We start from the raw sequence: 23,192 nt of genomic DNA on the forward strand, positions 1-23,192 counted from the left end.
GCCTCAATTGCCGCGCTGGCGGGCGAGGAAGGCCATCCGTTCGAAAAGGTGGACGTCCTGCTCGTTCTTCAGAAGCGCGCCATGCAGCTTGGGCAGGGCGTTCTTCGGGTCGGAGCGCAGGGTTTCGGGATCCACTTCGTCGGCGACGAGCAGGCGGATCCAGTCGAGCGCCTCGGAGGTGGACGGCTTCTTCTTCAGGCCGGGCACGTCGCGGATCTCGTAGAACTGGCTGAGCGCCTGGGAGACGAGGCGCTGCTTGATCCCCGGATAATGTACGTCGACGATCCTTTTCAGCGTCTCGGCATCGGGGAAGCGGATGTAATGGAAGAAGCAGCGGCGCAGGAAGGCGTCCGGCAGTTCCTTCTCGTTGTTCGAGGTGATGATGACGATGGGCCGGACTTTCGCGCGCACGGTCTCGCCGGTCTCGTAGACATGGAATTCCATCTTGTCGAGTTCCTGCAACAGGTCGTTGGGGAACTCGATGTCGGCCTTGTCGATCTCGTCGATCAACAGGACGATCTTGCGTTCGGCCTGGAAGGCTTCCCACAGCTTGCCGCGCTTGATGTAGTTGCGGATGTCGTTGAAACGCTCGTCGCCGAGCTGGCTGTCGCGCAGGCGGCTGACGGCGTCATATTCGTAGAGCCCCTGCTGCGCCTTGGTGGTCGACTTGATGTGCCACTCGATGAGATCGAGGCCGAGCGCGGCGGCCACCTGCTTGGCGAGTTCCGTCTTGCCCGTGCCCGGCTCGCCCTTGACGAGAAGCGGGCGCTCCAGCGCGATGGCGCTGTTGACAGCGATCATCAGATCCTTGTCGGCGACGTAATGTTCGGTTCCCTCGAAACGCATGGGCTCCCTTGCCTTTTGCCTTTGTCCTGCCGGCGGCGACATTAGGCAGCGCGCCCGGCATCCGCAAGGGCCGGACAGCAAAAGGCCCGCGCCAGGCGCGGGCCTTTCACCGGTCAGGGCCGGATCGGCGATCAACGGCCGTAGAGGTCGAACGCCGTCACATTGCCGGAATAATTGCCATAAACCATCCGGTCGCCGGCGGACGGCGCGGTGATGGACGCCGTGGCGGTGCGGTCGAGATCGTAATCGACGGAGGCGATCGGGGTGACGCCGGCCGCGCCATGCCGCTCCAGGACGCTTGCGGAATAGTTGCCCGTGTAGAGAACGTTGCTTTCGGCGGCGGCCATGCCGGTGGCGGCGACGACGAGCGATGCGGCGATGATGAGCTTCTTCATGGTTCTGATCCTTGTTGCGATGTGTTGATGAGACTGCTGGAAGGTGATCAGCGGCCGTAGCGGTCGAACGCGGTCACATTGGCGGAGTAGTTGCCATGGACCATGCGGTCGCCGGCGGACGGCGCGGTGATGGACGCCGTGGCGGTGCGGTCGATGTCGTAGTTCACGGTGCCGGAAGCCATGACGCCGGGCGCGCCATACTGTTCGATGACGCTGGCGGAGTAGTTGCCGGTGTAGAGAACGTTGCTTTCGGCGGCGGCCATGCCGGTGGCGGCGACGACGAGCGATGCGGCGATGACGAACTTCTTCATGGTGTTCTTCCTTCTTCATGGTGCGGCCGGGGTCTTGGGAGGAGGGCCCGGCTGTTCGACTGTCCCTTCCCGGGATCAGGTCCGGCGCGGGTTGTCCGCGTTCCGATAAGTGGAAGATGGTGCAGGGCCGGCACACTTGCAAAACAACGAAGAGCGACCTTTTCGTGATCGTTCAGTCGCGTTTTCGTGAATGCGGATTTATAGAAAAATCTTTGAAGAACAGTGTGTTCGCTCTTCTGTGAACAATCGTCACGCCGCTGTCTGGCGGGACTGGCGAAGAGGCCTGCACAGGCCTATATTGCATGTGCGGTCTGCGCTTCCCGACAGGAATAACACTTCCCCGGGGCCTTATTGATCTCCTAGGGAGCTGTCCCTGGTCTTGCCCGTGGGCTTGGTCATACGGCGCCCACCTACGCTGTAGGTTCCCGGGATCAATCTTTCCATCGGTCGCCGTGGATCGCACCTTGGCCTTCAGTGTCGCATCCCGGCTAGCCAAACGGGCATCGCCCCGGCATAAGCGGGCCATGAGCGAAACGAAATCCATCAAGAAGCAATTGCGCATGGAGGCGCTGGCACGCCGCGACCGGCTGGATGCCGGTTACCGCATCGAGGTGGCCATGAAGCTCTCAGACGAGGCCGGATTGGTCGCGCTCGATCCGGGAGAGGTGGTCTCCGGCTTCCTTCCCATCCGGACCGAACTGGACATCCGGCCGCTGATGATGGCGCTGGCGGCGCGGGGCGCGCGGCTCTGCGTGCCTGCGATGATCGACCGGCAGACCATCGAGTTTCGCGCCCTGGTGCGCGGTTCTCCCCTCATCGACAACGGGTTCGGCACGCTCGCCCCGCCGCCGGAGGCCGAACGCCTGCAACCGGGCCTGATGCTCATGCCGCTGGCGGCCTTCGATGCGGCCGGCAACCGGATCGGCTATGGCGCGGGCTATTACGACCGGGCCATTGCCGGGTTGCGCGCGGCCGGCAACCGGCCGCGACTCATCGGCATGGCCTTTGATTGCCAGCAGGTCGACGCCGTGCCGGCCGAGGCCCACGACGTTCCGCTCGATGCGATCTGGACCGAAAGCGGCTTACGCCCGTTCGATGGCGCCCTGCAGGCCGAAACGGATATGCGGTGAAAGGCGGGCACGGTGGCCCGTGTGACAAAGTTCACAAGGGGCGGACCAAGGCGCTTGCGCCTGCTTGTCCTGCCCTGATAATGGCCAGCCATGAGATTGCTGTTTCTAGGTGACATGGTGGGCCGGACCGGCCGCACGGCGGTCTGGGACCGCTTGCCCGGCCTCATTTCCGATTTCCGTCTCGATTTCGTGATCGTCAATGGCGAGAATGCCGCCGGCGGTTTCGGGATCACCGAGGATATCTTCCGCCAGACGATCGAGGCAGGCGCCGATGTGGTGACCACGGGCAACCATGTCTGGGACCAGCGCGAGGCGCTCGCATTCGCTTCGCGCGAGGACCGTTTCCTGCGACCCGTCAACTATCCGCTCGGCACGCCGGGGCGCGGAACCGGGCTCTACGAGGCGCGCAACGGCGCGCGCGTGCTCGTCGCCAACGTGATGGGCCGGGTCTTCATGCATCCCGAACTCGACGACCCGTTCAATGCCGGCGCGCAGGTGCTCGAACATTGCCCGCTCGGCGAGCAGGCCGATGCGGTCGTGTTCGACTTCCATGCCGAGGCCACCAGCGAAAAGATGTGTTTCGGCCATTTCGTCGACGGGCGGGCCAGCCTCGTCGTCGGCACGCATACCCATTGCCCGACCGCCGATCACCAGATCCTTGCCAATGGCACCGGCTACATGTCGGATGCGGGCATGTGCGGTGATTACGATTCCTCCCTCGGCATGGACAAGGAGGAGCCGCTCAACCGGTTTCTCTCCAAGGTGCCGAAGGGCCGCTTCGAGGCCGCCAACGGACCGGCGACGATCTGCGGCGTCGGGCTCGACATTTCCGACAGCACCGGGCTTTGCGAACGGATCGCGCCGCTCAGGATCGGGCCGCGGCTGGCCGAGACCGTGCCGGACTTCTGGTAGGCCGTTTCACACGCCCTTGAGCACGATGATGGTCGCCTGGCGCGGCAAGTCGCGGATGGAGACCGTTATCGATTCGGTATCGCGGAATTCCACCGCGAAATCGCCGCGCACACGCGACAGGAAGCGCTCGATGGTCGTGTAGCGGCGGTGCATGGGCAGGACGATGGAGCTTTGCAGGCGCCGCACGATCTCGGCCATGGCGTCATGGGAGAGGGTGAGACCGCCATCCACGGGCACCATGAGAATGTCGAGCCTGCCGATCGCGGCATAGTGGGCGTCGGTCAGGTCGTGGTGAAGATGGCCCAGATGGCCGATGCACAGATCCGCGACCTCGAAGATGAAGATCGAATTGCCGTCCTTCATCATGTAGTCGCCCATGCGGATGTCGGTCGGCACGTTGCGGACATACAGATCGTCGACCACGACGCGGTGCTCGGCCGGCCCGTCGCCATCGGTGTTCCAGCCCGGCAGGACATATTCGATGCCGGGATCGGGGTTCATCGTGTAGTGGGTCGAGTGCGCCCGGTTCATGGTGACGACGCGCGGCAGCGGATCGTAGCCGTGATAGCCGGAAAAGTCGGTCGCTGCCCGCACGCCGCCCGGTGTCTCGATGACATAGGTGGAATGACCCGCATAGGTGATTTTCACCTTGCCGGGTTCGTATTGCACGGGCCAGGAAGGCGTGAGCGAGGCGTAGCGCACGAGCCCGTCCTGCTGGCGCAGGTCGTTGGCGATGACCATGCACTTGGACGGTGCCGGCGAGGACTGGGCACGCGCCAGGCCGGGCATGGCGATGGCGGCGAGCGCGGCAAGGGCGGCGGCCATGAAGGTCCGGCGCGGGCTGTCGAAGGAAAGGCAGGTCAAGGCACGCATGTCTTGTTCCCCGGCTGGTTGATTTCCCCGGCTTCAAAAAGGCTAGGCCGGGGAGGGCCGGCCGGCAAGGCCGGAGCGATCACGCCCGCGTGATCGGTTGCAAGACAGGGCCGTGCGACGTTCAGGCAGTCATTTCCTCCCATCGTTTGCGGATGGCCTCGTAGCCGTCGCCGGGCTGCTGCGGCCAGGACAGTTCATCGTCCGCGATCACGATGAAGGGCTGTTTCGACCGGGTCCAGATGTGGCCGGCGGGAACGAGCCAGGAGGTGTCGTCCAGGGTGCCGGCCTTGATGTTGCCGATGTCCACGCCCCTGGAGCCGTGCCAGACGCGCACGCCGCAGTCCGGGCAGAAGACACCCTCGCGGATGCGGCCGGATTCGGCGATGCGCGTGACCGTCCGGCGAGGGCCGGAAAATTCGACGTCGGCACTGCGGCAGCGCAGGCTTTCGCCGAAGGCCGAGGACGTGTGGCGCTGGCATTCGGTACAATGGCACAGGTAGAACATGAGCGGCCTGGCTGTCAGGCGGTAACGCAGTTGGCCGCACTGGCAGCCGCCCTCGACGGGAAAACTGGGCAGTTTCACAGTTCTCATGCCGGCCGGCCTTTCGTTTCCGGGCCGAAAATCCCGGTCCGGGTGTTTCCTAGAGCGCCCTGTTTGGATTATAAGGCACGCCATTCAGGCGTCATTCGAGCAGATTCCGACGGGAGTGTCATGGCCGGTCATAGCCAGTTCAAGAACATCATGCACCGCAAGGGCCGCCAGGATGCGGCGCGGTCGAAGATCTTTTCCAAGCTCGCGCGCGAGATCACCGTGGCGGCCAAGATGGGCATGCCCGATCCCGCCATGAATCCGCGCCTGCGCCTTGCGATCCAGAACGCCAAGGCGGAATCGATGCCCAAGGACAATATCCAGCGGGCGATCAACAAGGCTTCGGGCGGCGACAGCGAGAATTACGAGGAAGTGCGCTACGAGGGTTATGGACCGGGCGGCATCGCCGTCATCGTGGAAGCGCTGACCGACAACCGGAACCGCACCGCCTCCAATGTGCGCGCCGCCTTCACCAAGGCCGGCGGGGCGATGGGCGAGACCGGCTCGGTGGCCTTCATGTTCGACCGGGTGGGCGAGATTTTCTACAAGCCGGAAGCCGGCGATGCCGACGCCGTGATGGAAGCGGCCATCGAGGCGGGTGCGGAGGATGTGGTGTCCGACGAGAGCGGCCACACGATCACCTGCGCCTTCGAGGATATCGGCGACGTGTCGGCCGCGCTGGAAACGGCGCTGGGCGAGGCGGAGTCGGTCAAGCCGGTCTGGAAGCCGCAGACCTCGACGCCGGTGGACGCGGAACGCGCCGAATCCATCATGAAGCTGATCGACCGCCTCGAGGATGACGACGACGTGCAGAACGTCTACGCCAATTTCGAGATGGACGAGGAAACCATGGCCAAGCTCAGCGCGGCGTAGGCCGACGAACGAACGTCAGACAGCCTTCTTCCAGACCGCAGGCATGCCGGCATACAGGCCAGGCTTGTACTCGCCGGCGCGGACGACCGCATTGGCAGCAATGATTGTCCGTGGTGCCAGTTTCGCGCCGGCGAAAACGCGCACCCCCGAGAAGATCAGGCAGTCGTCGCCGATCTCGATGGGTTGCTTGCGCATCGGCGCATATTTCATGGGGACGTCCGGATCGCTGACATCGAAGTCAAAGCTGATGAGCGAGCTCTGGTGCGCAATGGAGACATTGTCGCCGATCCTTATGCCGCCCTTTGCGTCGAGATAGCAGGTTTCGAATATGGAGACGTTGGAGCCGAGCTCGATCTCCTCCCAGTAGGTCACGCGCACGCCGGTTTCGAAGACCACGTTTTCCCCGCAAGTCTTCGCGAGCCGTTTTGCCCAGAGATATCGCAGCGCGATACCGAGCTTCCACGGGACGAGTTCGAGAAGAGGCCAGGTTGCCGAGAACATGAAGCGCGGCAGAACGGCATTCACCGCAACGATGATCTTGATCACCGGCTTGGCCAGATTGAACAGATGACGTCCATTCATTTGTCAAACCTGCCTGATCAAGCGCAGTGTCCACGGCTTTGTGCCTGCTGTAGTGTTCCCACAAGCGAGTTAACGAGTCTCAAATACTGCGTTTCCCATTACCGACATGGACAATGGTTCGCGTTGCCGCCGCACGAAAAAACCCCGGCTCGCGGGAGCCGGGGTTTTCCATTTCCGCCGTCAGGTGGAAAAATCAGATGCCCAGGTTGGCATACTTGTTCTTGAAGCGCGACACGCGGCCGCCGCGGTCGACCAGGTTCTGGTGGCCGCCGGTCCACGCCGGATGGGTGGTCGGGTCGATATCGAGGTTCATCGTATCGCCTTCCTTGCCCCAGGTGGACTTGGTCATGTACTCGGTGCCGTCGGTCATGACGACCTTGATCATGTGGTAGTCGGGATGGATGTCGGCTTTCATCGCATTCGTCCTGATCTTGCGGGGGCGCAGGCGTTCGTGCGGAAACCCGCAAGGTAAGCGAACGCGCCGGCCCGATTGAAACTTGTGAAGCCGCAGCTTTGTCCGGCCACGGCTTCCAAAATGGTCGGCGAGCGTATACATCAGCCCCGCAACGAGTACAAGGGCAGCGTGGCGGATTCCTTCTTTCGGGGTTTCAGGGCGCAGGCGGCAAAGGAAGGGACAGAGCGGGCATGGCGGATGAGAATGCGCAAGCGCAGGAAAAGAAACGCCGTTCTCTCAGGCCGCTGGCGCGGCTGGCGCCCTATCTGATCCACTACAGGGGGCTTGTCGCGGGCGCGCTGTTCTCGCTGACGCTGGCCGCCGTGACCACGCTGACGCTGCCGCTTGCCGTCCGCCGCATGATCGACCACGGTTTTTCCGATGGCGACAGCGACTTCATCTCGCAATATTTCTCGATGCTCATCGTCATCGCCGGCGTGATGGCGCTGGCTTCGGCGGCGAGGTACTATTTCGTCATCACGCTGGGCGAGCGTGTCGTCTCGGACGTGCGCCGCGACGTCTTCGCGCATGTGACAAGACTGTCGCCGGCCTTCTTCGACACCGCGCAATCGGGCGAAATCGTTTCGCGGCTCACCGCGGACACGACGCAGATCAAGTCGGCGGTCGGCGCCACGGCCTCGATGGCGCTGCGCAACACGCTGCTCGGCATCGGCGCGCTGGCCATGATGGTCTATACCTCGCCCAAGCTCTCGGGCCTCGTCATCGCCGCCATTCCGCTGATCGTCGTGCCCCTGGTCGCCTTCGGGCGTTCGGTGCGCCGCAAGTCGCGGCTGGCGCAGGATACGCTGGCCGAAGCCACGGCCTATGCCTCCGAGCAGATCGGCGCGGTGCGCACGCTGCAGGCCTTCACCAATGAAGCCATGGTGCGCGGCCGCTTCGCCGGCGCCGTGGAGGCGGCCTTCGTCGCCGCGCGGTCCTCGACGCGGGCACGCGCCGTGCTCACCTTCGTCGCCATCTTCACGATCTTTTCCTCGGTCGTGGGCGTGCTGTGGTTCGGATCGCGCGACGTGCTGACCGGCGCGATCAGCGCGGGCACGCTCGGCCAGTTCCTGCTCTATTCGGTGTTCGCGGCCGGGGCGCTGGGCGCGCTGTCGGAAGTCTGGGGCGAGTTGTCGCAGGCCGCCGGCGCGGCAGAACGGCTGACCGAGCTTCTGGCCGAAGAGCCCGGGATCGCCGCGCCGCCCGTGCCGAAGGCGCTGCCGGAGCCCGCGGAAGGGTCTGTCGCCTTCGAGCAGGTCTCGTTCGCCTATCCGGCGCGGCGCGACGTATCCACGCTCACCGGCCTGTCCCTGTCTGTGCGGCCGGGCGAGACCGTGGCCATCGTTGGCCCGTCGGGGGCCGGCAAGAGCACGGTCTTCTCGCTTCTTCTGCGCTATTACGATCCCGACGAGGGACGGATCCTGGTCGACGGCATGGACCTGCGCGAGGTCGATCCGCAGGCCTTCCGTTCGCGCATCGCCATCGTACCGCAGGACGTGACGATCTTCGCCAGTTCGGTGGCAGACAACATCGCCTTCGGCAAGCCGGGCGCGGACCGCGAGGCCATCGTCGCGGCGGCGCGCGCCGCCCATGCCGACGAGTTCATCGCGAAGATGGACAAGGGCTATGACACGCCCGTGGGCGAACGTGGCGTGACGCTGTCAGGCGGGCAGCGCCAGCGCATCGCCATTGCCCGCGCCATTCTGCGCGACGCGCCGGTCCTGCTGCTCGACGAGGCAACCTCCGCGCTGGACGCCGAAAGCGAGACGCTGGTGCAGGAGGCGCTCGAAAAGCTCATGCAGGGGCGCACGACGCTGGTCATCGCGCACCGGCTCGCCACCGTTCTGAAGGCCGACCGCATCCTCGTCATGGATGGCGGCCAGATCGTTGAAGAGGGCACGCATGAAAGCCTGGTGAAGCAGGGCGGCGTCTATGCCCGCCTCGCCAAGCTGCAGTTCGAGGGCGGGGCGGAAGCCTTCGGGCGCGCGGCCGAATAGGCTCAGCCCGCGGCCCGTCCCGCGATGCGGCCGGAAAAGATGCAACCGCCCAGGAAGGTGCCTTCCAGCGCGTTGTAGCCGTGATAGCCGCCGCCGCCGAAGCCGGCCACCTCGCCGGCAGCAAAGAGGCCCGGCACGGGATTGCCGGCCGCGTCGAGCACCCGCGCATCGAGATCGGTGTGCAGGCCGCCCAGTGACTTTCGCGTCAGGATGTGCAGCTTCACCGCGATCAGCGGGCCCTTGGCCGGATCGAGTATGCGATGCGGCCTGGCGGTGCGGATCAGCTTGTCGCCGAGATAGGCCCGGGCCCCGTGGATGGCGGTGACCTGCGCATCCTTGGAAAACGGGTTGTCCAGTTGCCGGTCGCGGGCCTCGATCTGGGCTTTCAGCCGGTCATGGTCGATCAGCGGTTCGTCCGTCAGCGCATTCATGCCTGTGACAAGATCGGCCAGCGTGTCGCGCACCACGAAATCGGCACCGTGCCGCTTGAAGGCTTCCACCGGGGCCGGCGCGCCCTTTTTCAGGACGCGGCCGCGGATCACTTCCATCCATTTGCCCGAGGTGAAGTCCGGGTTCTGCTCGGAGCCCGACAGGGCAAATTCCTTCTCGATGATGGCCTGGGTGAGCACGAACCAGGACCAGTCGTGCCCGGTGGACAGGATGTGCTTCAGCGTGGCGAGCGTGTCGAAGCCCGGCAGGCAGGGCGCGGGCAGGCGGTTGCCCTTGGCATCGAACCACATGGAGGAGGGGCCCGGCAGGATGCGGATGCCGTGGTCAGGCCAGATCGGATCCCAGTTGCGGACGCCTTCGGTGTAGTGCCACATGCGGTCGTCATTGATCGTTGTCGCGCCCGCCGTGCGCGCGATGTCCAGCATGCGGCCATCGACGTGGTGCGGCACGCCGGAGACCATGGATCGGGGCGGCGGACCGAGCCGTTCAACCGGCCAGACCTTGCGGACCAGGTCGTGATTGCCGCCTATCCCGCCCGAGGTGACGATGACGGCGCCGGCCGAAAGCTCGAATTCCCCCGTAGCGGTCCGGGATGAGCGCGCGCCGCGCGCAACCGCGCCCGGTTCGAGGATTTCGCCGGCGACGCCGGTCACCGCGCCATTGGTGGTGACGAGGCGGCTGACGCGGTGGCGGAAGCGCATGGTGACGACACCAGCGTCAACATGGGCACGAACCCGGTCCTCGAAGGGTTTGACGACGCCCGGACCCGTTCCCCAGGTGATGTGGAAGCGCGGCACGGAATTGCCATGGCCGGTGGCGAGCGATCCGCCGCGTTCGGCCCATCCGACGACCGGAAACCAGCGCATGCCGAGCGAGGCGAGCCAGGGGCGCATCTCGCCGGCGGCGAAATCGAGATAGGCCTCGGCCCATTGCCGCGGCCAGTGGTCTTCCGGCCGGTCGAAGGCGGCCGACCCCATCCAGTCCTGCGCCGCCAGCGCCAGGCTGTCGCGGATCTTCATGCGGCGCTGTTCGGGCGTATCGACCATGAACAGGCCGCCCAGCGACCAGAAGGCCTGCCCGCCGAGATTCTGCTCACCCTCCTGGTCGAGAAGGATGACCCGCTTGCCGCGCCCGGCCAGTTCATTGGCAGCGACGAGGCCGGCCAGGCCTGCTCCCACGATGATCACGTCAGCGTCCACGGCGTGTCCTCCCCCGCATCCGCGCAAAAGAGTAACGGGCGGCGCGCGCGTTGCAAGGCGGACGCGTTGTGCCGCAGCGTCAACGGCATGCCCCATCTGGCGTATGCGGTTTCGCCGGGAAGACGCCATCCTGTGACGGTTGTCATCGAAACGGCGCGCGAAACGCGGCATGATGACAATGAAGGGCCGGTGTGCCATCGGCCCGCGACCAGGAAAGGTCTCGCCATGTCCGATCACTTCACGGAAGTCACCAACCGTTCATGGTTCTCGCGGATCGGTGGTGCATTCTCCGGCATCCTCTTCGGCTTCCTGCTCCTGCTCGCGGCGATTGCGGGACTTTTCTGGAACGAGGGCCGCGCGGTCAACACGGCACGGGCGCTGAGCGAGGGCGCGGGCAGCGTGGTGTCGATAGACCCCGCCCGACCGTCGGCGGTATCCGGCCAGCTCGTCCATTTCTCCGGCCCTCTCGCCATCCGGGGCGCGCCGGTCGATCCGCTCTTCCCGGGTCTTGGCGCTCCGGCCAACGCCAACGCGCTCAAGCGCACGGTGGAGATGTACCAATGGCAGGAGACCAGCCGTTCGGAAACGCGCAAGAAGCTGGGTGGCGGCGAGGAGACGGTCACGACCTATTCCTACGCGCCCGGCTGGGTGTCGCGGCCGGTCGATTCAGCGGCCTTCAAGCAGCCCGCCGGCCATGCCAATCCGCCGATGCCCGTGGAAAGCAACAGTTTCGCGGCGCGGGCCGGCACCGTCGGCCAGATCACGATCCCCGGCAACCGGCTGGCGGGGCTTGGCAACGACACCGCGCTGGCGCTTGACGAAGGCGACCTCGGCATCATCGCCTCGGCGCTGAACGACGGGCGGGCGGTGCGCCTTTCCGGCGGCATGGCCTATGTCGGCGCCAGTCCCGCGAATCCGCGCATCGGCGACCTGAGGATCAGTTTCGAGACGTCCGCGGCCGACACCGTGAGCGCAGTCGGCACGATCGATGGCGGCACGCTGGGGACCTTTACCGCGTCGAACGGCGTGGCCATCGGCATGATCGAGGCGGGTGAGAAGCCGGCATCGGCCATGTTCGAGGCGGCCCAGGCATCCAACACAGCGCTGACATGGGGCCTGCGCATCGCCGGGCTGATCGCGATGCTGATCGGCTTCCGGATGATCTTCTCGATTGTCGGGGTTCTCGGCGATGTGGTGCCGTTCATCGGCGACGTCTTCCGTTTCGCCACGGGACTGGCGGCCATGGCCCTGACGGCTGTCATCGGGACGCTGACCATCGGCCTTGCCTGGGTCTGGTACCGCCCGCTTCTTGGCTGGTCGATCATCGCCATCGGTGCCGCGCTGGCGATTGCCTTCATCATGCTTGGCAAGCGGCGGGCAAGGGCCGCCGGGGCGGATGGGGCGGCCGGCGCCGACGCGGTCTCCTGACGCGCGGACTGCCGGGCGCCGATGGCCTGATTCATGAACCACAGGATCGAAGAGGACTTGCCATGCGACGCGACAGAACGCTCTCCCGTCTATCCGTTTCAATCGTGCTTGCCGCGATCATCGCCGCAGCGGGCGCCCTTCCGGCGCGCGCGCTCGACATCGATGCGCTGGTGGCCAGGCTCAACGCGCTGGGCGTGAAGATATCCAACCAGGAGGCCACGCCGCAGAACGTGGTGAAGATGACCTATTTCTCGCTGCCCTGGGAGATCCGCGTCGAGGACAACGACATCGCGCTCATGGCCGGACTGCCGAAGCTGAAATCGCTCGACCTCGGCGGCCGCCACGAACTGACGCCCGCCATCATCGCGCATCTCGGCACGATGCCATCGCTGGAAAGGCTGAGCCTGAACTCGCTGCATGTCGGAGACGACGGCGCGGCCATGCTCGGCCGGATGGAGGCGTTGCAGGATCTCAGCCTGTCCTCGGCGCGCGGCATTTCGCCGGATGGGATCGCCGCGCTGGCGAAGTCGCGCTCGATCCGGATATTGAAACTCTACGACGTTTCGGTGGGGGACAAGGGGCTGGCGGCACTGGCCACGATGGCGCAGCTGGAGGAATTGCAGATCACGCGGGCGCGCGGCGTGACCCCCGCGGGATTGAAGGAACTGGCGAAGCTGAAACGGCTGCGAAAGCTCGATATCGGCGAGACCTATGCCGACGACAGCGTGCTGGAGGCCTTCGCCGGCCATGCGGCGCTTGAAGAATTGCGGCTCAACCGTGTCGACACCATCACCGACGCCGGTCTCGCCGCGCTTGGCTCGCTGCCCGGCCTGACCGACCTCTCTCTGGATGAGACCCTGGTCAACGGCTCCGGCCTCGCGGCGCTTGCCAAGGCCGGTTCGCTGGAACGGCTTTCGCTGCAAAAGACCTTGCTCAGTGACGCGACCGTCGCCGGGCTGGACGCTTTTCCGGTTCTCACCCGGCTCAACATTGCCGACACCCGTTCCGGCGACGGGGTGGCGAAGCAGGTCGCCGCGCTGAAGACACTCGATTCCCTGACGATGAACGCCACGCAGGTCACCGACGAGGGCTTCAAGGCGATTGCCGGCCTGCCGGATGTGAAATTCCTTCAGGTCTCCGATACGGCGATCACCGATGCCGGTCTGGCCGCGCTCGGGATGCCACAACTGCGCACGCTCGACATTTCCGGCACGAAAGCCAGCCTCGCCGCCCTGGAGGCGCTGGTCGGCCGGGATGAATTGCGATCGCTTTCAATGCGCAAGCTGGACCTCAAGAAACCGGATGTGGATGCCGTCCTTGCGAAGCGGGATGCGTCCAAGGACAAGCTTTCCGTTTTCAACTGACGGCGGGCCGGGCAGGCCGGCAGGATGCGAAAGGCGGCGCCAGCGAACGGCTTCAGCCGATTTCCTGACTGGCGCTTTCGTCCAGCAGGTCCTGGCGTCCCGACTGCGCCCGTTCCTCGGCGATCTTGCGGGAAATCGTGTCGTCGACGCGCACGGTTTCCGCTTCTGGCCGCCCGGCTGCCGTTTCCGCCGGCGCTCGGGCGGGTCTTTCCGGCGGGGAGTCCGCTTCCCGTTCGATCTGTACCCGGTATCCCGGAGCGGGCAGGTCGATGCCGGCGCTTTCGAGCGCATGCTTGACGAGGCGGATCGCCTCGCTGCGCGCTTGCAGGAACCCGGTTTCGGTCTGGTTCACCCAGGCTGCGTACTGGATGGTGATGGCGAAATCGCCGACATCCTCGATCCAGGCATCGGCGCCGGGATCGTCGAGCGTGAAGGGCAGGGCGGCAAGCGTGCGGATGCCGGTTTCGCGCGCCAGCGTCAGGTCCGCGGCCGGATCGATGCCCAGCCGGAAGGAAAAGCGGCGTTCGGGATTGCGCGTGTAGTTGTGCACGATGCCCTTGAAGACATCGGAATTGGGAATGCGGATGTGATTGCCGTCGGCGTCGATGAGGATCGTGGCGCGCGATGTCAGCATCAGGACCGACCCTTCCTTGCCGCCGATCTCCACCCAGTCATTGGGCCGGAAGGGCTGGCGCACCGACAGGAGAATGGAGGCGATGTAGTTTTCCACCGTGTCGCGCACGGCGAAACCGACCGCCAGGCCGACAATTCCGGCGGCGCCGAGGATGGTGCCCAGCACGGCGGTTGCCCCCAGGACATCGAGGGCGACGACCAGGCCGAGGCCGATGAAGGCGAGGCGCACGATCTGGCGCAGGAGGTCGGCGATGAAGGAATTGGGCGCAAGGTGCGAGAAAGGCCAGCGGCGGCCTGCAATCCAGAGCCCGGCGGAGGCAATGACCGCGAAAACGATGACCGACAGGCCGAGCATCGGCAACTGGTTGACGATCTGCAGCGTGCGGTTGCGGATGCGCTCCCAGGCGGGAACGATGCGCTTGCTGACCGACGAGACCTCGCGGATCTGGTTGCGGATCGCGACAACGCCTTCCACGCGTCCGGCGAGCCTTTCGGCCTCGACGGCCAGTTGCGGCTCGGCGACCTGGCCGCGCAGCGTCACGACGCCGGACCGGACCTGGGCGAAGACGTCGCCAAGCCCTTCAAGCTGCGACAGGATTTCCTCGATGCGGCGGTCGATGGCGCGGTCGGAATCCGCGTCCGTCCGGGTGGCGATGGGGCCGGCCGGTTCGGCGGTGCCGTCCTGGGCCTTGGCGGGGGCTGCGAGCGCGAGCACGAGCAGGCAAATGGCGATGAGCGGTCGCACGGTCATGGATGGAAATGTCCCCCGGTCCCTCGGTCTGGCCCCCGTTCATTGAAGCGGGCGCGGCAGCGAATGTCCAGCCGGGATCGCCGGAGATGGTCGTGTCAGCGCTCGGTGAGCTTGAGCTCGATGCGGCGGTTTCGCGCGCGCGCTTCCGGCGTGTCGGCGGTGTCGAGCGGCTGGTACTCGCCGAACCCGGCGGCGACCAGGCGGTCGGCCGGAACGCCCTGGTCGACGAGGAACTTCACCACCGAGATGGCGCGCTGGGCCGACAGTTCCCAGTTGTCGCGGAAACGGCCCGCGCCTGACAGCGGCACATTGTCGGTATGGCCGTCGACGCGCAGCACCCAGTTGATCTCGGGCGGTATCTCGCGGGCAAGGTCGAGAAGGGCATCGGCCAGCTTGGCCATCTCGTCCTGGCCGGCTTCGTTGATCTGGTCGCCGCCGGAGGCAAACAGGACTTCCGACTGGAACACGAAGCGGTCGCCGACAATGCGGATGTTCTCTCGGTCGGACAGGATCTCCCGCAGGCGGCCGAAGAAATCCGAGCGGTAGCGGTTGAGCTCCTGGACGCGCTGGGCCAGGGCGACGTTGAGGCGGCGGCCAAGGTCGGCGATCTTGGCATTGCTTTCGCGGTCGCGCTGCTCGGAAACTTCCAGCGCGTCCTCCAGCGCGGCGATCTGGCGGCGCAGGGCGGAAATCTGCTGGTTGAGGATTTCCACCTGGCTGAGCGCCCGTTGGCTGATCTCGCGCTGCTCGTCAAGCTGGCCGGACAGCTCCCCTACCCGCTGGCGGGCTTCACCGGCGGCACCGGCGCCGCTGGCCAGAAGCTCCTCAAGGCGCGACTTTTCCGATTCCGCGACCTGGAGGGACGCCTGCAGGCTGGCGAGCTGGTCGTTGAGGTCCTGGCTGTTGCTCTGCTCCAGCGACAGCAGGCGCGTCAACTCGTTGATCTGCGAATTGAGCCGGTTGAGGACCTCATCCTTGCCGGAGATCTCTTGGCTCAGCAGGAATTGCGCGAGCACGAAGACCGAGAGCAGGAACATGATGGCAAGGAGGAGCGTCGACAGGGCGTCGACGAAGCCGGGCCAGTAATCCACGCCGCGTTCGCGGCGCCGGTTGCGCGCAAGCGCCATGTCAGCCTTCCCCGTCTTTTTCCAGCGCCCTTGCCACGCGCTGGAGGGTCTGGTGCATGGCCTTCTGCTCGCTCGCCTGGGCTTCCACCCAGTCGCGCATCATCTGCTGCTCGGAACGCATCGACTTGACGAGTCCGGCCACGCCCTCGGCGAGGTTGGCCATGGCGGCGGTGACGCGCTGGGAGGAGCCGCCGGCCTCCTGCAGGCGGCGCAGGCTTTCCGCCATTTCGCGGATCTCGTCGGAGGAACCGGGCGAACGCATGGCAGCCGAAAGGTCGGAGCCGACATCGGTGACCGAGGACAGCCAGTTTTCCAGTTCGGTGTAGAAACGGTTTTGCGCGCGGCCGGCCTGCAGGTCGAGGAAGCCGAGCACCAGCGAACCGGCGAGGCCGAACAGCGAAGAGGAAAAGGCCGTGCCCATGCCGTCGAGCGGCCGCGCGAGGCCGGATTTCAGCGCGTTGAGCGTGTCGTTGGCGTCACCCGTGCCGGGATCCAGCGACTGGATGGTGTCGCCGATGGAACCGATGGTCTGGAGCAGGCCCCAGAAGGTGCCGAGCAGGCCGAGAAAGACCAGCAGGCCGATCAGGTAGCGCGAGATGTCGCGGCTCTCGTCGAGGCGCGTGGCGATGGAATCGAGGATCGAACGCATCGAGCTGGTCGACAGCGACGTGGCGGTATTGCGCGAGAGCAGGGCCTGCATGGGAGCCAGCAGGACCGGGTCCTTCGCGCTCTCGCCCTGGCGGAATGAATTGACCCAGCGGACCTCCCGGAACAGGCGGATGACCTGCATGAAGGCGAGCAGGATGCCGACCGCCAGCACGCCGAGGATCAGCCCGTTCAGACCGGGATTGGTGGCAAAGGCCGAGGATATCTGGCGGAAGAGGATGGCTGCGACAAATCCGGCCAGCGCCAGGAAGACGATCATGGAGAGCAGGAAGACCTGCGGCGAGGACAAGCGCTCCGGATCGTAGACGCTTTGCTGCGCGCCGCTCGCTTCTTCCATGGCCATGCCTGATCCCACCTTTCCCGATTCGCGTCGTGCCCCGGTTAAAGGCGACTTTAATCGGAATTATGACGCAATGAAAAGAAGGCGAACGGCAACTCAGACGGGTTTTGCCAGCGTTGCCAGCAAGCGGCGGTGGATGTCCTCGTTGCCGGCAACGACGGAAGCGCTGTCGAGCATGTCCTGCCCGCCCTTGCCGTCGGAGACGAAGCCGCCGGCCTCGCGCACGAGCAGCATGCCGGCCGCCACGTCCCACGGGTCGAGGCCGTCTTCCCAGAAGCCGTCGAACCGGCCGGAGGCGACCCAGGCCAGGTCGATCGAGGCGCAGCCGGTGCGGCGGATGCCGGCGCATTCGCCCATGACGTTGCGCAATTGCAGCAGCGCATTGCCGTGGTGGCCGCGGCCAAGATGCGGAATGCCGGTGCAGATCACCGCGTCGGCCAGACTGGAGCGCGCGGCGACGCGGATGCGGCGGTCGTTGAAGAAGGCGCCGCCGCCGCGTTCGGCAGTATAGAGTTCGTCCATGACCGGGTTGTAGACCACGGCCGCGACGATCTGGCCCTGGCGCTCCAGGGCGATGGATATGGCGAAAACCGGGATGGCATGGAGGAAATTGGTCGTTCCGTCGAGCGGATCGACGATCCAGCGATGCTGGCCGTCATGGCCTTCCACCTCGCCGCGCTCTTCCATCAGGAAGGAATAACCGGGCCGTGCGCGCGACAATTCCTGGTAGACGATCTCTTCCGCCTTCCGGTCGGCCTGGCTGACGTAATTGCCCGGTCCCTTGCGCGAGACCTGGAGGTTTTCCACCTCGCCGAAATCGCGCACGAGCGAGCGCCCGGCCTTCAGCGCCGTCTGCACCATGACATTGAGGATCGCTGAGCGCGCCATTCGGTTCGTTCCTGTCTTCCGGTCCGGTCAGCCGCGCGCGTCAGTCGGCGCGGCGGACATAGGTGATCTCGTCGGTATCGACGATGATGCGCTCGCCCGATTCGATGAAGGGCGGAACCATGACGCGGACGCCGTTCTCCAGCACCGCCGGCTTGTAGGAGGACGCCGCCGTCTGGCCCTTGACCACCGGATCGGCCTGCGAGATCGTCAGCGTCACCTGGCTCGGCAGGGAGATGCCGATGGGCTTTTCCTCGTAGAGTTCGACCGTGACGATCATGCCTTCCTGCAGGAAGGCGGCGCGGTCGCCGACGAAATCCTTCTGCAGTTCAAGCTGCTCGTAGTTTTCCTGATCCATGAAGACCAGCATTTCGCCTTCCTCGTAGAGATAGGAGAAATCCTTCTGCTCAAGGCGCACCTTCTCCACCGTCTCGGAGGCGCGGAAACGCTCGTTGAGCTTGGTGCCGTCGATGAGGTTCTTCAGTTCGACCTGGTTGAAGGCGCCGCCCTTGCCGGGCTTGACCGCGTTGGTCTTCACCGCGACCCAGAGGCCTCCATTGTGCTCGATCACGTTGCCGGGGCGGATTTCGTTGCCGTTGATCTTCATGATGTCCGTTTCCGTTGCTTGCCGGTTTCCGCCAGCGCCGCCGCCGCGGGGACACGGCGCTGATGCGCGCGGCCCGGCCTGTTCCGGCGCTCCAAGACCACAAAATGCGGCGCGAGGCAAGAGCACGGCCCGGCGTGGCGCCCGGCGGCGCCTAGCGCAGGCGGTTGGCGCGCTCGATCGCGGTCTTCATCTGCTCGCGGGTCAGCCCGTCGAGAAAGATGTTCATCTCCGGATCGTCCAGGCCGGCGCGCCGCGCAAGTATGTACCACGCCGCCGCCTCGATGGAATCCCCCTCGGTCCCGAGCCCCATGCGGTAGAGCTTGGCGAGGCCGTTCTGGGCGGCGACATTGCCGGACTTGGCGGCATTGCGCATCCACAGGAAGCCGGCCTCGAAATCGCGCTCGCCGCCGCGGCCTTCGACCATCCAGACCGCAAGGTCCAGCATGGCGGTGTCGAAACCGCCCTTGGCGGCCAGTTCCAGCCATTTGCGCGCGGTGGCCTCGTCCCGGTCGCGCCCCGCATTGCCCTGCGCCAGGATCATGGCCATGGCGTATTGCGCGTCGGGCAAGCCCTGGCGCGCGGCGCGCTCATACCATTCGGCGGCTTCGGCGAGGCCGGACGGGCCGGGTTTGCGGTCGACGATCATCTGGGCGTAGTTGAACCGCGCCAGGGCGTTGCCAGCCGCCGCCGCCTCGCCCATCAGGCGGTAGGCCTCTTCCGGATCCTTCGCCACATGCGTTCCGTCGAGCAGGAGAAGCGCATACTGGAACTTGGCCTCGGGATTGCCGCCCCTGGCCGCCTCCACATACCACTTGGCCGCTTCCTTCTGGTCGCGGGGCACACCAAGGCCGCGCGACAGGATCTCGCCCAGAAGCGTCTGCGCCGCCGGATCGCCCTTTTCCGCCAGCGGCCGGGCAAGATTGACCGCGGTCTTGTAGAGACCGCGCTGGAAGGCGCCAAAGGCCTTGTCGGCGGGGTGCTGGCCGAAACGCTGCGGGTCGACGGGCGACGGCGCCGCGCTCTCGGAGGCGACGCGATCGGCCAGCGAGGGCAGGACGGCCTGCGCCTTTTCACCGGCGGCGAGCGCGGGACCGGCTGCAAGCAGGACGAGGGCGGTGGCGATGCGCCTGATCATGCCGCACCCAGTTCCGGGGCTGTTTCGTCGAGCAGGGCGTTGACCTTCGCCACCGCCACGCCGGGGCTGTCGGGTCCGGCAAAGACGGCCGCCGACAGGGCGACGAAATCGGCGCGGGTCGCGGCGACCGCGGCCACGCTCTCGATGGCGGCGCCACCCATGACGACGCAGGGCAGGGTGACCATTTCGGCCCACCATTCGCCCAGCGCCAGGTTGCGGTGGTGCGCCTCGGGTTGCGTGTCGTAGCCGATGCGGCCGAAGAAGATGTAGTCGGGGCGGGCCTCGCCCAGCTCCAGCGCGTCGTGGCGGGTCTTGGCGCCGCCGACGCCCAGCATCAGCTTGCCGTCGAAACGCTCGGCCGTCTCCGCCATGGCCGCCCTCGCGTTCTCCAGGTGGACCCCGTCGGCATGGACGCGGCCGGCCGTGCGGGTGTCATCGACGATCATCACCGCCACGCCTTTCTCCTGGGCCAACGGTACGATATGCGCGCAGCGGGCCTGGAAGGCGGCCTCGGCGAGACCGTAGGCCGGCAGGATCAGCGAGGCCACGTCGCCGCCCGACAGTGCGTCGGCGATGGCCGCGGCAAGCGCGCCGTCATCGGCCATGTCCGGCGCGATGAGGACGAGGCGGCAGCGGGTGTCCGGCGTTGAATGCGGCATGGTTGATGGCGTCCTGTTCGTGACCGTTTCCGATTGGCGGCAGAAAATGGTCGCAATTGGGCGGCGGCGCAAGGGCGCGACGCAGGTTCGGGGAAAACGCGCCGCCCTGTCGCCAATCGCGCCGCAACCGGCTATGCAGGGACAGGCCGGCAGTTTCGCGCCGGCCCGCCCCCGACCGACGACGGACGTCCATGGAAGGCCTTCTCAGCGATCCCTGGTTCTATGCCGTCTGTGTGCCGGCCGTGCTCCTCGTCGGCCTGTCGAAGGGCGGGCTTGGCGGCGCAACGGCGCTGATCGGCGTGCCCATGATGACGCTCGTCCTGCCACCGGTGCAGGCGGCGGCGATCATGCTGCCGATCCTCATCCTGATGGACGTCGTCTCCCTGTGGACGTGGCGGGGCTACCGGCATACCCAGACGCTGTTCTACATGCTGCCGGGCGCACTGGCCGGCATCGCCATCGGCTGGTGGCTGGCCTCGTCGGTCTCCACCGACATGGTCAAGCTGATCATCGGCTTGATCGCGGCGCTGTTTGCCGGCCGCTGGTTCTGGCTGAAGCTGCGCAAATCGGCCGTCGAACGGCCACCGAGCCGGATTCGCGGCGCGTTCTGGGGCGTGATCTCCGGCTATACGAGCTTCGTCGCCCATGCCGGCGGTCCGCCCTTCCAGATGTATGCGCTGCCGCTGGGCCTGCATCCGCGAACCTATACCGGCACGTCGGTGATCTATTTCGCCATCGTGAACGCGGTAAAGGTGCTGCCCTATTTCCTGCTGGGGGAGTTCAGCACCGGAAACCTCATGGCTTCTGCCGTTCTGATGCCCTTCGCGCCGCTGGCCACGCTGGCCGGCGCCTGGCTGGTCAAGCGCATGAAGCCGGAGGTCTTCTATCCCTTCACCTACACCATGGTGGCCATTGTCGCGGTCAAGCTGATCCATGACGGCCTGGCCGCGCTTTCGGGCTGACGGGCATCGGACGAAGGTTTGCGGCCTGATCGCTTGGCAGGCGGCATCGCGGCTGGTTAATTGCAGCAAGCGAATAGCGTCTTCTGCCGGGAGGAAACGAGACGATGGCCAGTGCCTATGACCGCGACCTGGACAAGAACCAGGCCAACTACCAGCCGCTTACACCGCTGACCTATCTGGAACGCGCGGCGAAGACCTTTCCGGACCACACCGCCATCGTGCATGGCAGCCAGCGCATTTCCTACGGGCAGTTCTGGACGCGCGCGCTGAAGCTCGCCTCGTCGCTGCGCAACACGGGCATCGGCAAGGGCGACACGGTGTCGGTGATGCTGTCGAACACGCCGCCGATGCTGGAGGCGCATTTCGGCGTGCCGATGGTCAAGGCTGTGCTGCATTCGCTGAACACGCGGCTCGATCCGGCCATCATCGCCTTCCAGCTCGACCATGCCGAATCGAAGGTGCTGATCGTTGACCGCGAGTTCTCCGGCGTGGTGGCCGAGGCGCTCAAGATCGCGACCGTGAAGCCGCTGGTCATCGACTATGACGATCCGGACTATCCGGATGACGCGCCCTATCCCAAGGGCGAGCGCATCGGTTCGCAGGATTACGAGGATTTCGTGTCGGCCGGCGATCCCGGCTTTGCCTGGGAGATGCCCGATGACGAGTGGGACGCGATCTCGCTCAACTACACGTCCGGCACGACCGGCAATCCGAAGGGCGTGGTCTATCACCATCGCGGCGCGGCGCTGATGGCCTATGCCAACACGATCCACTCCGGCATGGGCCAGCATTCGGTCTATCTGTGGACGCTGCCGATGTTCCACTGCAACGGCTGGTGCTTTCCCTGGACGCTGGCCGTGACGGCCTCCACCCATGTCTGCCTGCGCTGGGTGCGCGCGAAGGCGATGTATAACGCCATCGCCGACGAGGGCGTGACGACGCTGTGCGGCGCGCCGATCGTCATGTCGACGCTGATCAACGCACCGGAAGATGAGAAGCGCGATTTCCCGCAGACCGTGACCTTCAACACGGCCGCCGCGCCGCCTCCGGAAGCGGTGCTGTCGGGCATGGCGGATGCGGGCTTTGCCGTCACCCATCTTTACGGGCTGACCGAGACCTACGGGCCGGCCGTCGTCAACGAGTGGAAGGGCGAATGGAACGACCTCGAGAAGGGCGCGCGCACCGCGAAGAAGGCGCGGCAGGGCGTGCGCTATGCCGCGCTGGAGGGCCTGACGGTGCGCGATCCGGAGACCATGGACGAGGTGCCGCATGACGGCGAGACCATCGGCGAGGTCATGTTCCGGGGCAACATTGTCATGAAAGGCTATCTGAAGAACCCGGATGCGAGCGCGGAAGCCTTTGGCGGCGGCTGGTTCCATTCCGGGGATCTCGGCGTGATGCATCCAGACGGCTACATTCAGCTCAAGGACCGGTCCAAGGACATCATCATCTCCGGCGGCGAGAACATCTCCTCCATCGAGGTGGAGGACGCGCTCTACAAGCATCCGGCGGTGGCGGCCTGCGCGGTGGTGGCCAAGCCGGACGAGAAATGGGGCGAGACACCCGTTGCCTATGTGGAACTGAAGGCGGGCAAGACGGCCAGCGAAGCGGAGATCATCGAGCATTGCCGCGCGCTGCTGGCGCGGTTCAAATGCCCCAAGCAGGTGATTTTCGCGGAAATCCCCAAGACATCGACCGGCAAGATCCAGAAATTCCGGCTGCGCGACGAGGCCAGGGGGCTGTAGACGGAATGACCGCGAGCATTCGCCCGCAAGAAATTGCAGGCGGTTGCAGAAAACGGATCCGCCGTTAACCGGTGCTTAACCCTGACGAGTCATTACTGTGGGTATCCAGTTATCTGGATTCGAACCTGAGTGGCCTGAGCCATTCTGTTTGACGCCTCCCTGTAAAACTTCCATGGGCCGCTTCCCTTGAAGCGGCTCTTTTTTTGCCGCCGCGGCGGCCGGCCGGGGGGAATTAACCTTTCGTTAAACATGGTCTTGCCAGCGCGGGCCACGACCTGC

General features: G+C 65.7%; 23 protein-coding genes and 1 other RNA gene. 9 read left to right on the plus strand and 15 right to left on the minus strand.

Annotation, left to right across the window (positions count from 1 at the left end; translation table 11 throughout):
• Window positions 1–3: 3 nt before the first annotated feature.
• The 3 genes from ACLB6G_RS04105 to ACLB6G_RS04115 all read right to left on the minus strand — a co-directional run bounded on the left by ACLB6G_RS04105 (window position 4) and on the right by ACLB6G_RS04115 (window position 1,552).
• Entirely contained in the window at window positions 4–846 is an 843-nt protein-coding gene (locus tag ACLB6G_RS04105; RefSeq protein ID WP_410354831.1) for an AAA family ATPase, read from the minus strand.
• Between the two features lie 131 nt (window positions 847–977).
• The gene (locus ACLB6G_RS04110) at window positions 978–1,241 is read right to left on the minus strand and encodes a hypothetical protein (RefSeq protein WP_410354832.1); all 264 of its coding nucleotides are present in this window, start codon (window positions 1,239–1,241) and stop codon (window positions 978–980) included.
• Window positions 1,242–1,288: 47 nt separating this feature from the next.
• Window positions 1,289–1,552 carry a hypothetical protein gene (locus ACLB6G_RS04115; RefSeq protein WP_410354833.1) on the minus strand — a complete coding sequence of 88 codons (264 nt, stop codon included), beginning with the start codon at window positions 1,550–1,552 and terminating at the stop codon, window positions 1,289–1,291.
• A 305-nt stretch (window positions 1,553–1,857) separates the two neighbouring features.
• On the opposite strand from ACLB6G_RS04115, the gene ssrS reads away from it, so the two are divergent.
• From ssrS to ACLB6G_RS04130, 3 genes are all read left to right on the plus strand, one after another.
• Window positions 1,858–2,015, plus strand: a non-coding RNA gene (gene ssrS, locus ACLB6G_RS04120) — 6S RNA.
• A gap of 61 nt (window positions 2,016–2,076) precedes the next feature.
• On the plus strand, window positions 2,077–2,682 hold the full coding sequence (locus ACLB6G_RS04125; protein ID WP_410354834.1) for a 5-formyltetrahydrofolate cyclo-ligase: 606 nt from the start codon (window positions 2,077–2,079) through the stop codon (window positions 2,680–2,682).
• A gap of 90 nt (window positions 2,683–2,772) precedes the next feature.
• A complete protein-coding gene (locus ACLB6G_RS04130) occupies window positions 2,773–3,594 on the plus strand; it encodes a TIGR00282 family metallophosphoesterase (protein WP_410354835.1) in 822 nt (273 codons plus the stop codon).
• A gap of 6 nt (window positions 3,595–3,600) precedes the next feature.
• Here ACLB6G_RS04130 and ACLB6G_RS04135 read toward each other — a convergent pair whose 3' ends face one another.
• Both ACLB6G_RS04135 and ACLB6G_RS04140 read right to left on the minus strand, forming a co-directional pair.
• Window positions 3,601–4,467: an MBL fold metallo-hydrolase gene (locus ACLB6G_RS04135; RefSeq protein ID WP_410354836.1), complete on the minus strand. Its 867-nt coding sequence runs from the start codon at window positions 4,465–4,467 to the stop codon at window positions 3,601–3,603.
• Window positions 4,468–4,588: 121 nt separating this feature from the next.
• Window positions 4,589–5,059, minus strand: coding sequence for a GFA family protein (locus tag ACLB6G_RS04140; RefSeq protein ID WP_410354837.1), 471 nt, complete (start codon window positions 5,057–5,059; stop codon window positions 4,589–4,591).
• A gap of 120 nt (window positions 5,060–5,179) precedes the next feature.
• Between ACLB6G_RS04140 and ACLB6G_RS04145 the strand changes: the two genes are divergently transcribed.
• Entirely contained in the window at window positions 5,180–5,929 is a 750-nt protein-coding gene (locus ACLB6G_RS04145; protein ID WP_410354838.1) for a YebC/PmpR family DNA-binding transcriptional regulator, read from the plus strand.
• A 15-nt stretch (window positions 5,930–5,944) separates the two neighbouring features.
• Here the strand turns inward: ACLB6G_RS04145 and ACLB6G_RS04150 are convergent, their stop codons facing one another.
• Both ACLB6G_RS04150 and rpmE read right to left on the minus strand, forming a co-directional pair.
• Window positions 5,945–6,511: an acyltransferase gene (locus tag ACLB6G_RS04150; RefSeq protein WP_410354839.1), complete on the minus strand. Its 567-nt coding sequence runs from the start codon at window positions 6,509–6,511 to the stop codon at window positions 5,945–5,947.
• A gap of 193 nt (window positions 6,512–6,704) precedes the next feature.
• Window positions 6,705–6,926: a 50S ribosomal protein L31 gene (gene rpmE, locus ACLB6G_RS04155; protein WP_410354840.1), complete on the minus strand. Its 222-nt coding sequence runs from the start codon at window positions 6,924–6,926 to the stop codon at window positions 6,705–6,707.
• A gap of 230 nt (window positions 6,927–7,156) precedes the next feature.
• Between rpmE and ACLB6G_RS04160 the strand changes: the two genes are divergently transcribed.
• Window positions 7,157–8,962 carry an ABC transporter transmembrane domain-containing protein gene (locus ACLB6G_RS04160; RefSeq protein ID WP_410354841.1) on the plus strand — a complete coding sequence of 602 codons (1,806 nt, stop codon included), beginning with the start codon at window positions 7,157–7,159 and terminating at the stop codon, window positions 8,960–8,962.
• A gap of 2 nt (window positions 8,963–8,964) precedes the next feature.
• Here ACLB6G_RS04160 and ACLB6G_RS04165 read toward each other — a convergent pair whose 3' ends face one another.
• On the minus strand, window positions 8,965–10,611 hold the full coding sequence (locus ACLB6G_RS04165) for an FAD-binding dehydrogenase (protein WP_410354842.1): 1,647 nt from the start codon (window positions 10,609–10,611) through the stop codon (window positions 8,965–8,967).
• A 225-nt stretch (window positions 10,612–10,836) separates the two neighbouring features.
• On the opposite strand from ACLB6G_RS04165, the gene ACLB6G_RS04170 reads away from it, so the two are divergent.
• Both ACLB6G_RS04170 and ACLB6G_RS04175 read left to right on the plus strand, forming a co-directional pair.
• Window positions 10,837–12,039, plus strand: a complete 1,203-nt coding sequence (locus ACLB6G_RS04170; protein WP_410354843.1) for a TMEM43 family protein — start codon at window positions 10,837–10,839, stop codon at window positions 12,037–12,039.
• A gap of 62 nt (window positions 12,040–12,101) precedes the next feature.
• The gene (locus ACLB6G_RS04175; protein WP_410354844.1) at window positions 12,102–13,403 is read left to right on the plus strand and encodes a leucine-rich repeat domain-containing protein; all 1,302 of its coding nucleotides are present in this window, start codon (window positions 12,102–12,104) and stop codon (window positions 13,401–13,403) included.
• Between the two features lie 52 nt (window positions 13,404–13,455).
• Here the strand turns inward: ACLB6G_RS04175 and ACLB6G_RS04180 are convergent, their stop codons facing one another.
• The 7 genes from ACLB6G_RS04180 to ACLB6G_RS04210 all read right to left on the minus strand — a co-directional run bounded on the left by ACLB6G_RS04180 (window position 13,456) and on the right by ACLB6G_RS04210 (window position 20,206).
• Window positions 13,456–14,787, minus strand: coding sequence for a mechanosensitive ion channel domain-containing protein (locus tag ACLB6G_RS04180; protein ID WP_410354845.1), 1,332 nt, complete (start codon window positions 14,785–14,787; stop codon window positions 13,456–13,458).
• Between the two features lie 95 nt (window positions 14,788–14,882).
• The gene (locus tag ACLB6G_RS04185) at window positions 14,883–15,914 is read right to left on the minus strand and encodes a peptidoglycan -binding protein (protein WP_410354846.1); all 1,032 of its coding nucleotides are present in this window, start codon (window positions 15,912–15,914) and stop codon (window positions 14,883–14,885) included.
• A 1-nt stretch (window position 15,915) separates the two neighbouring features.
• Window positions 15,916–16,923, minus strand: a complete 1,008-nt coding sequence (locus ACLB6G_RS04190; RefSeq protein WP_410354847.1) for a MotA/TolQ/ExbB proton channel family protein — start codon at window positions 16,921–16,923, stop codon at window positions 15,916–15,918.
• Between the two features lie 93 nt (window positions 16,924–17,016).
• A complete protein-coding gene (locus tag ACLB6G_RS04195; protein ID WP_410354848.1) occupies window positions 17,017–17,808 on the minus strand; it encodes an inositol monophosphatase family protein in 792 nt (263 codons plus the stop codon).
• Window positions 17,809–17,848: 40 nt separating this feature from the next.
• Window positions 17,849–18,412 carry an elongation factor P gene (gene efp / locus ACLB6G_RS04200; protein WP_410354849.1) on the minus strand — a complete coding sequence of 188 codons (564 nt, stop codon included), beginning with the start codon at window positions 18,410–18,412 and terminating at the stop codon, window positions 17,849–17,851.
• A 151-nt stretch (window positions 18,413–18,563) separates the two neighbouring features.
• Complete coding sequence (locus ACLB6G_RS04205) at window positions 18,564–19,547, minus strand: tetratricopeptide repeat protein (protein ID WP_410354850.1); 984 nt, start codon at window positions 19,545–19,547, stop codon at window positions 18,564–18,566.
• Window positions 19,544–20,206, minus strand: coding sequence for a thiamine phosphate synthase (locus ACLB6G_RS04210; RefSeq protein WP_410354851.1), 663 nt, complete (start codon window positions 20,204–20,206; stop codon window positions 19,544–19,546). Before ACLB6G_RS04210 ends, ACLB6G_RS04205 begins: the two co-directional genes overlap by 4 nt.
• Window positions 20,207–20,397: 191 nt before the next feature.
• Between ACLB6G_RS04210 and ACLB6G_RS04215 the strand changes: the two genes are divergently transcribed.
• Window positions 20,398–21,168, plus strand: a complete 771-nt coding sequence (locus ACLB6G_RS04215) for a sulfite exporter TauE/SafE family protein (RefSeq protein WP_410354852.1) — start codon at window positions 20,398–20,400, stop codon at window positions 21,166–21,168.
• 104 nt (window positions 21,169–21,272) lie between these two features.
• The gene (locus ACLB6G_RS04220; protein ID WP_410354853.1) at window positions 21,273–22,913 is read left to right on the plus strand and encodes an acyl-CoA synthetase; all 1,641 of its coding nucleotides are present in this window, start codon (window positions 21,273–21,275) and stop codon (window positions 22,911–22,913) included.
• Window positions 22,914–23,192: the final 279 nt, after the last annotated feature.

It is taken from the genome of Zhengella sedimenti, from assembly GCF_046506625.1.
In the GTDB taxonomy this organism is placed as follows: Bacteria; Pseudomonadota; Alphaproteobacteria; order Rhizobiales; family Rhizobiaceae; genus Zhengella; species Zhengella sedimenti.

Excerpts from the sequence above, each read along its gene's own strand:
- ACLB6G_RS04105 (WP_410354831.1), bottom strand. The coding sequence starts at position 846 with ATGCGTTTCGAGGGAACCGAACATTACGTCGCCGACAAGGATCTGATG.
- ACLB6G_RS04110 (WP_410354832.1), bottom strand. The coding sequence starts at position 1,241 with ATGAAGAAGCTCATCATCGCCGCATCGCTCGTCGTCGCCGCCACCGGC.
- ACLB6G_RS04115 (WP_410354833.1), bottom strand. The coding sequence starts at position 1,552 with ATGAAGAAGTTCGTCATCGCCGCATCGCTCGTCGTCGCCGCCACCGGC.
- ACLB6G_RS04125 (WP_410354834.1), top strand. The coding sequence starts at position 2,077 with ATGAGCGAAACGAAATCCATCAAGAAGCAATTGCGCATGGAGGCGCTG.
- ACLB6G_RS04130 (WP_410354835.1), top strand. The coding sequence starts at position 2,773 with ATGAGATTGCTGTTTCTAGGTGACATGGTGGGCCGGACCGGCCGCACG.
- ACLB6G_RS04135 (WP_410354836.1), bottom strand. The coding sequence starts at position 4,467 with ATGCGTGCCTTGACCTGCCTTTCCTTCGACAGCCCGCGCCGGACCTTC.
- ACLB6G_RS04140 (WP_410354837.1), bottom strand. The coding sequence starts at position 5,059 with ATGAGAACTGTGAAACTGCCCAGTTTTCCCGTCGAGGGCGGCTGCCAG.
- ACLB6G_RS04145 (WP_410354838.1), top strand. The coding sequence starts at position 5,180 with ATGGCCGGTCATAGCCAGTTCAAGAACATCATGCACCGCAAGGGCCGC.
- ACLB6G_RS04150 (WP_410354839.1), bottom strand. The coding sequence starts at position 6,511 with ATGAATGGACGTCATCTGTTCAATCTGGCCAAGCCGGTGATCAAGATC.
- rpmE (WP_410354840.1), bottom strand. The coding sequence starts at position 6,926 with ATGAAAGCCGACATCCATCCCGACTACCACATGATCAAGGTCGTCATG.
- ACLB6G_RS04160 (WP_410354841.1), top strand. The coding sequence starts at position 7,157 with ATGGCGGATGAGAATGCGCAAGCGCAGGAAAAGAAACGCCGTTCTCTC.
- ACLB6G_RS04170 (WP_410354843.1), top strand. The coding sequence starts at position 10,837 with ATGTCCGATCACTTCACGGAAGTCACCAACCGTTCATGGTTCTCGCGG.
- ACLB6G_RS04175 (WP_410354844.1), top strand. The coding sequence starts at position 12,102 with ATGCGACGCGACAGAACGCTCTCCCGTCTATCCGTTTCAATCGTGCTT.
- ACLB6G_RS04180 (WP_410354845.1), bottom strand. The coding sequence starts at position 14,787 with ATGACCGTGCGACCGCTCATCGCCATTTGCCTGCTCGTGCTCGCGCTC.
- ACLB6G_RS04185 (WP_410354846.1), bottom strand. The coding sequence starts at position 15,914 with ATGGCGCTTGCGCGCAACCGGCGCCGCGAACGCGGCGTGGATTACTGG.
- ACLB6G_RS04190 (WP_410354847.1), bottom strand. The coding sequence starts at position 16,923 with ATGGCCATGGAAGAAGCGAGCGGCGCGCAGCAAAGCGTCTACGATCCG.
- ACLB6G_RS04195 (WP_410354848.1), bottom strand. The coding sequence starts at position 17,808 with ATGGCGCGCTCAGCGATCCTCAATGTCATGGTGCAGACGGCGCTGAAG.
- efp (WP_410354849.1), bottom strand. The coding sequence starts at position 18,412 with ATGAAGATCAACGGCAACGAAATCCGCCCCGGCAACGTGATCGAGCAC.
- ACLB6G_RS04205 (WP_410354850.1), bottom strand. The coding sequence starts at position 19,547 with ATGATCAGGCGCATCGCCACCGCCCTCGTCCTGCTTGCAGCCGGTCCC.
- ACLB6G_RS04210 (WP_410354851.1), bottom strand. The coding sequence starts at position 20,206 with ATGCCGCATTCAACGCCGGACACCCGCTGCCGCCTCGTCCTCATCGCG.
- ACLB6G_RS04215 (WP_410354852.1), top strand. The coding sequence starts at position 20,398 with ATGGAAGGCCTTCTCAGCGATCCCTGGTTCTATGCCGTCTGTGTGCCG.
- ACLB6G_RS04220 (WP_410354853.1), top strand. The coding sequence starts at position 21,273 with ATGGCCAGTGCCTATGACCGCGACCTGGACAAGAACCAGGCCAACTAC.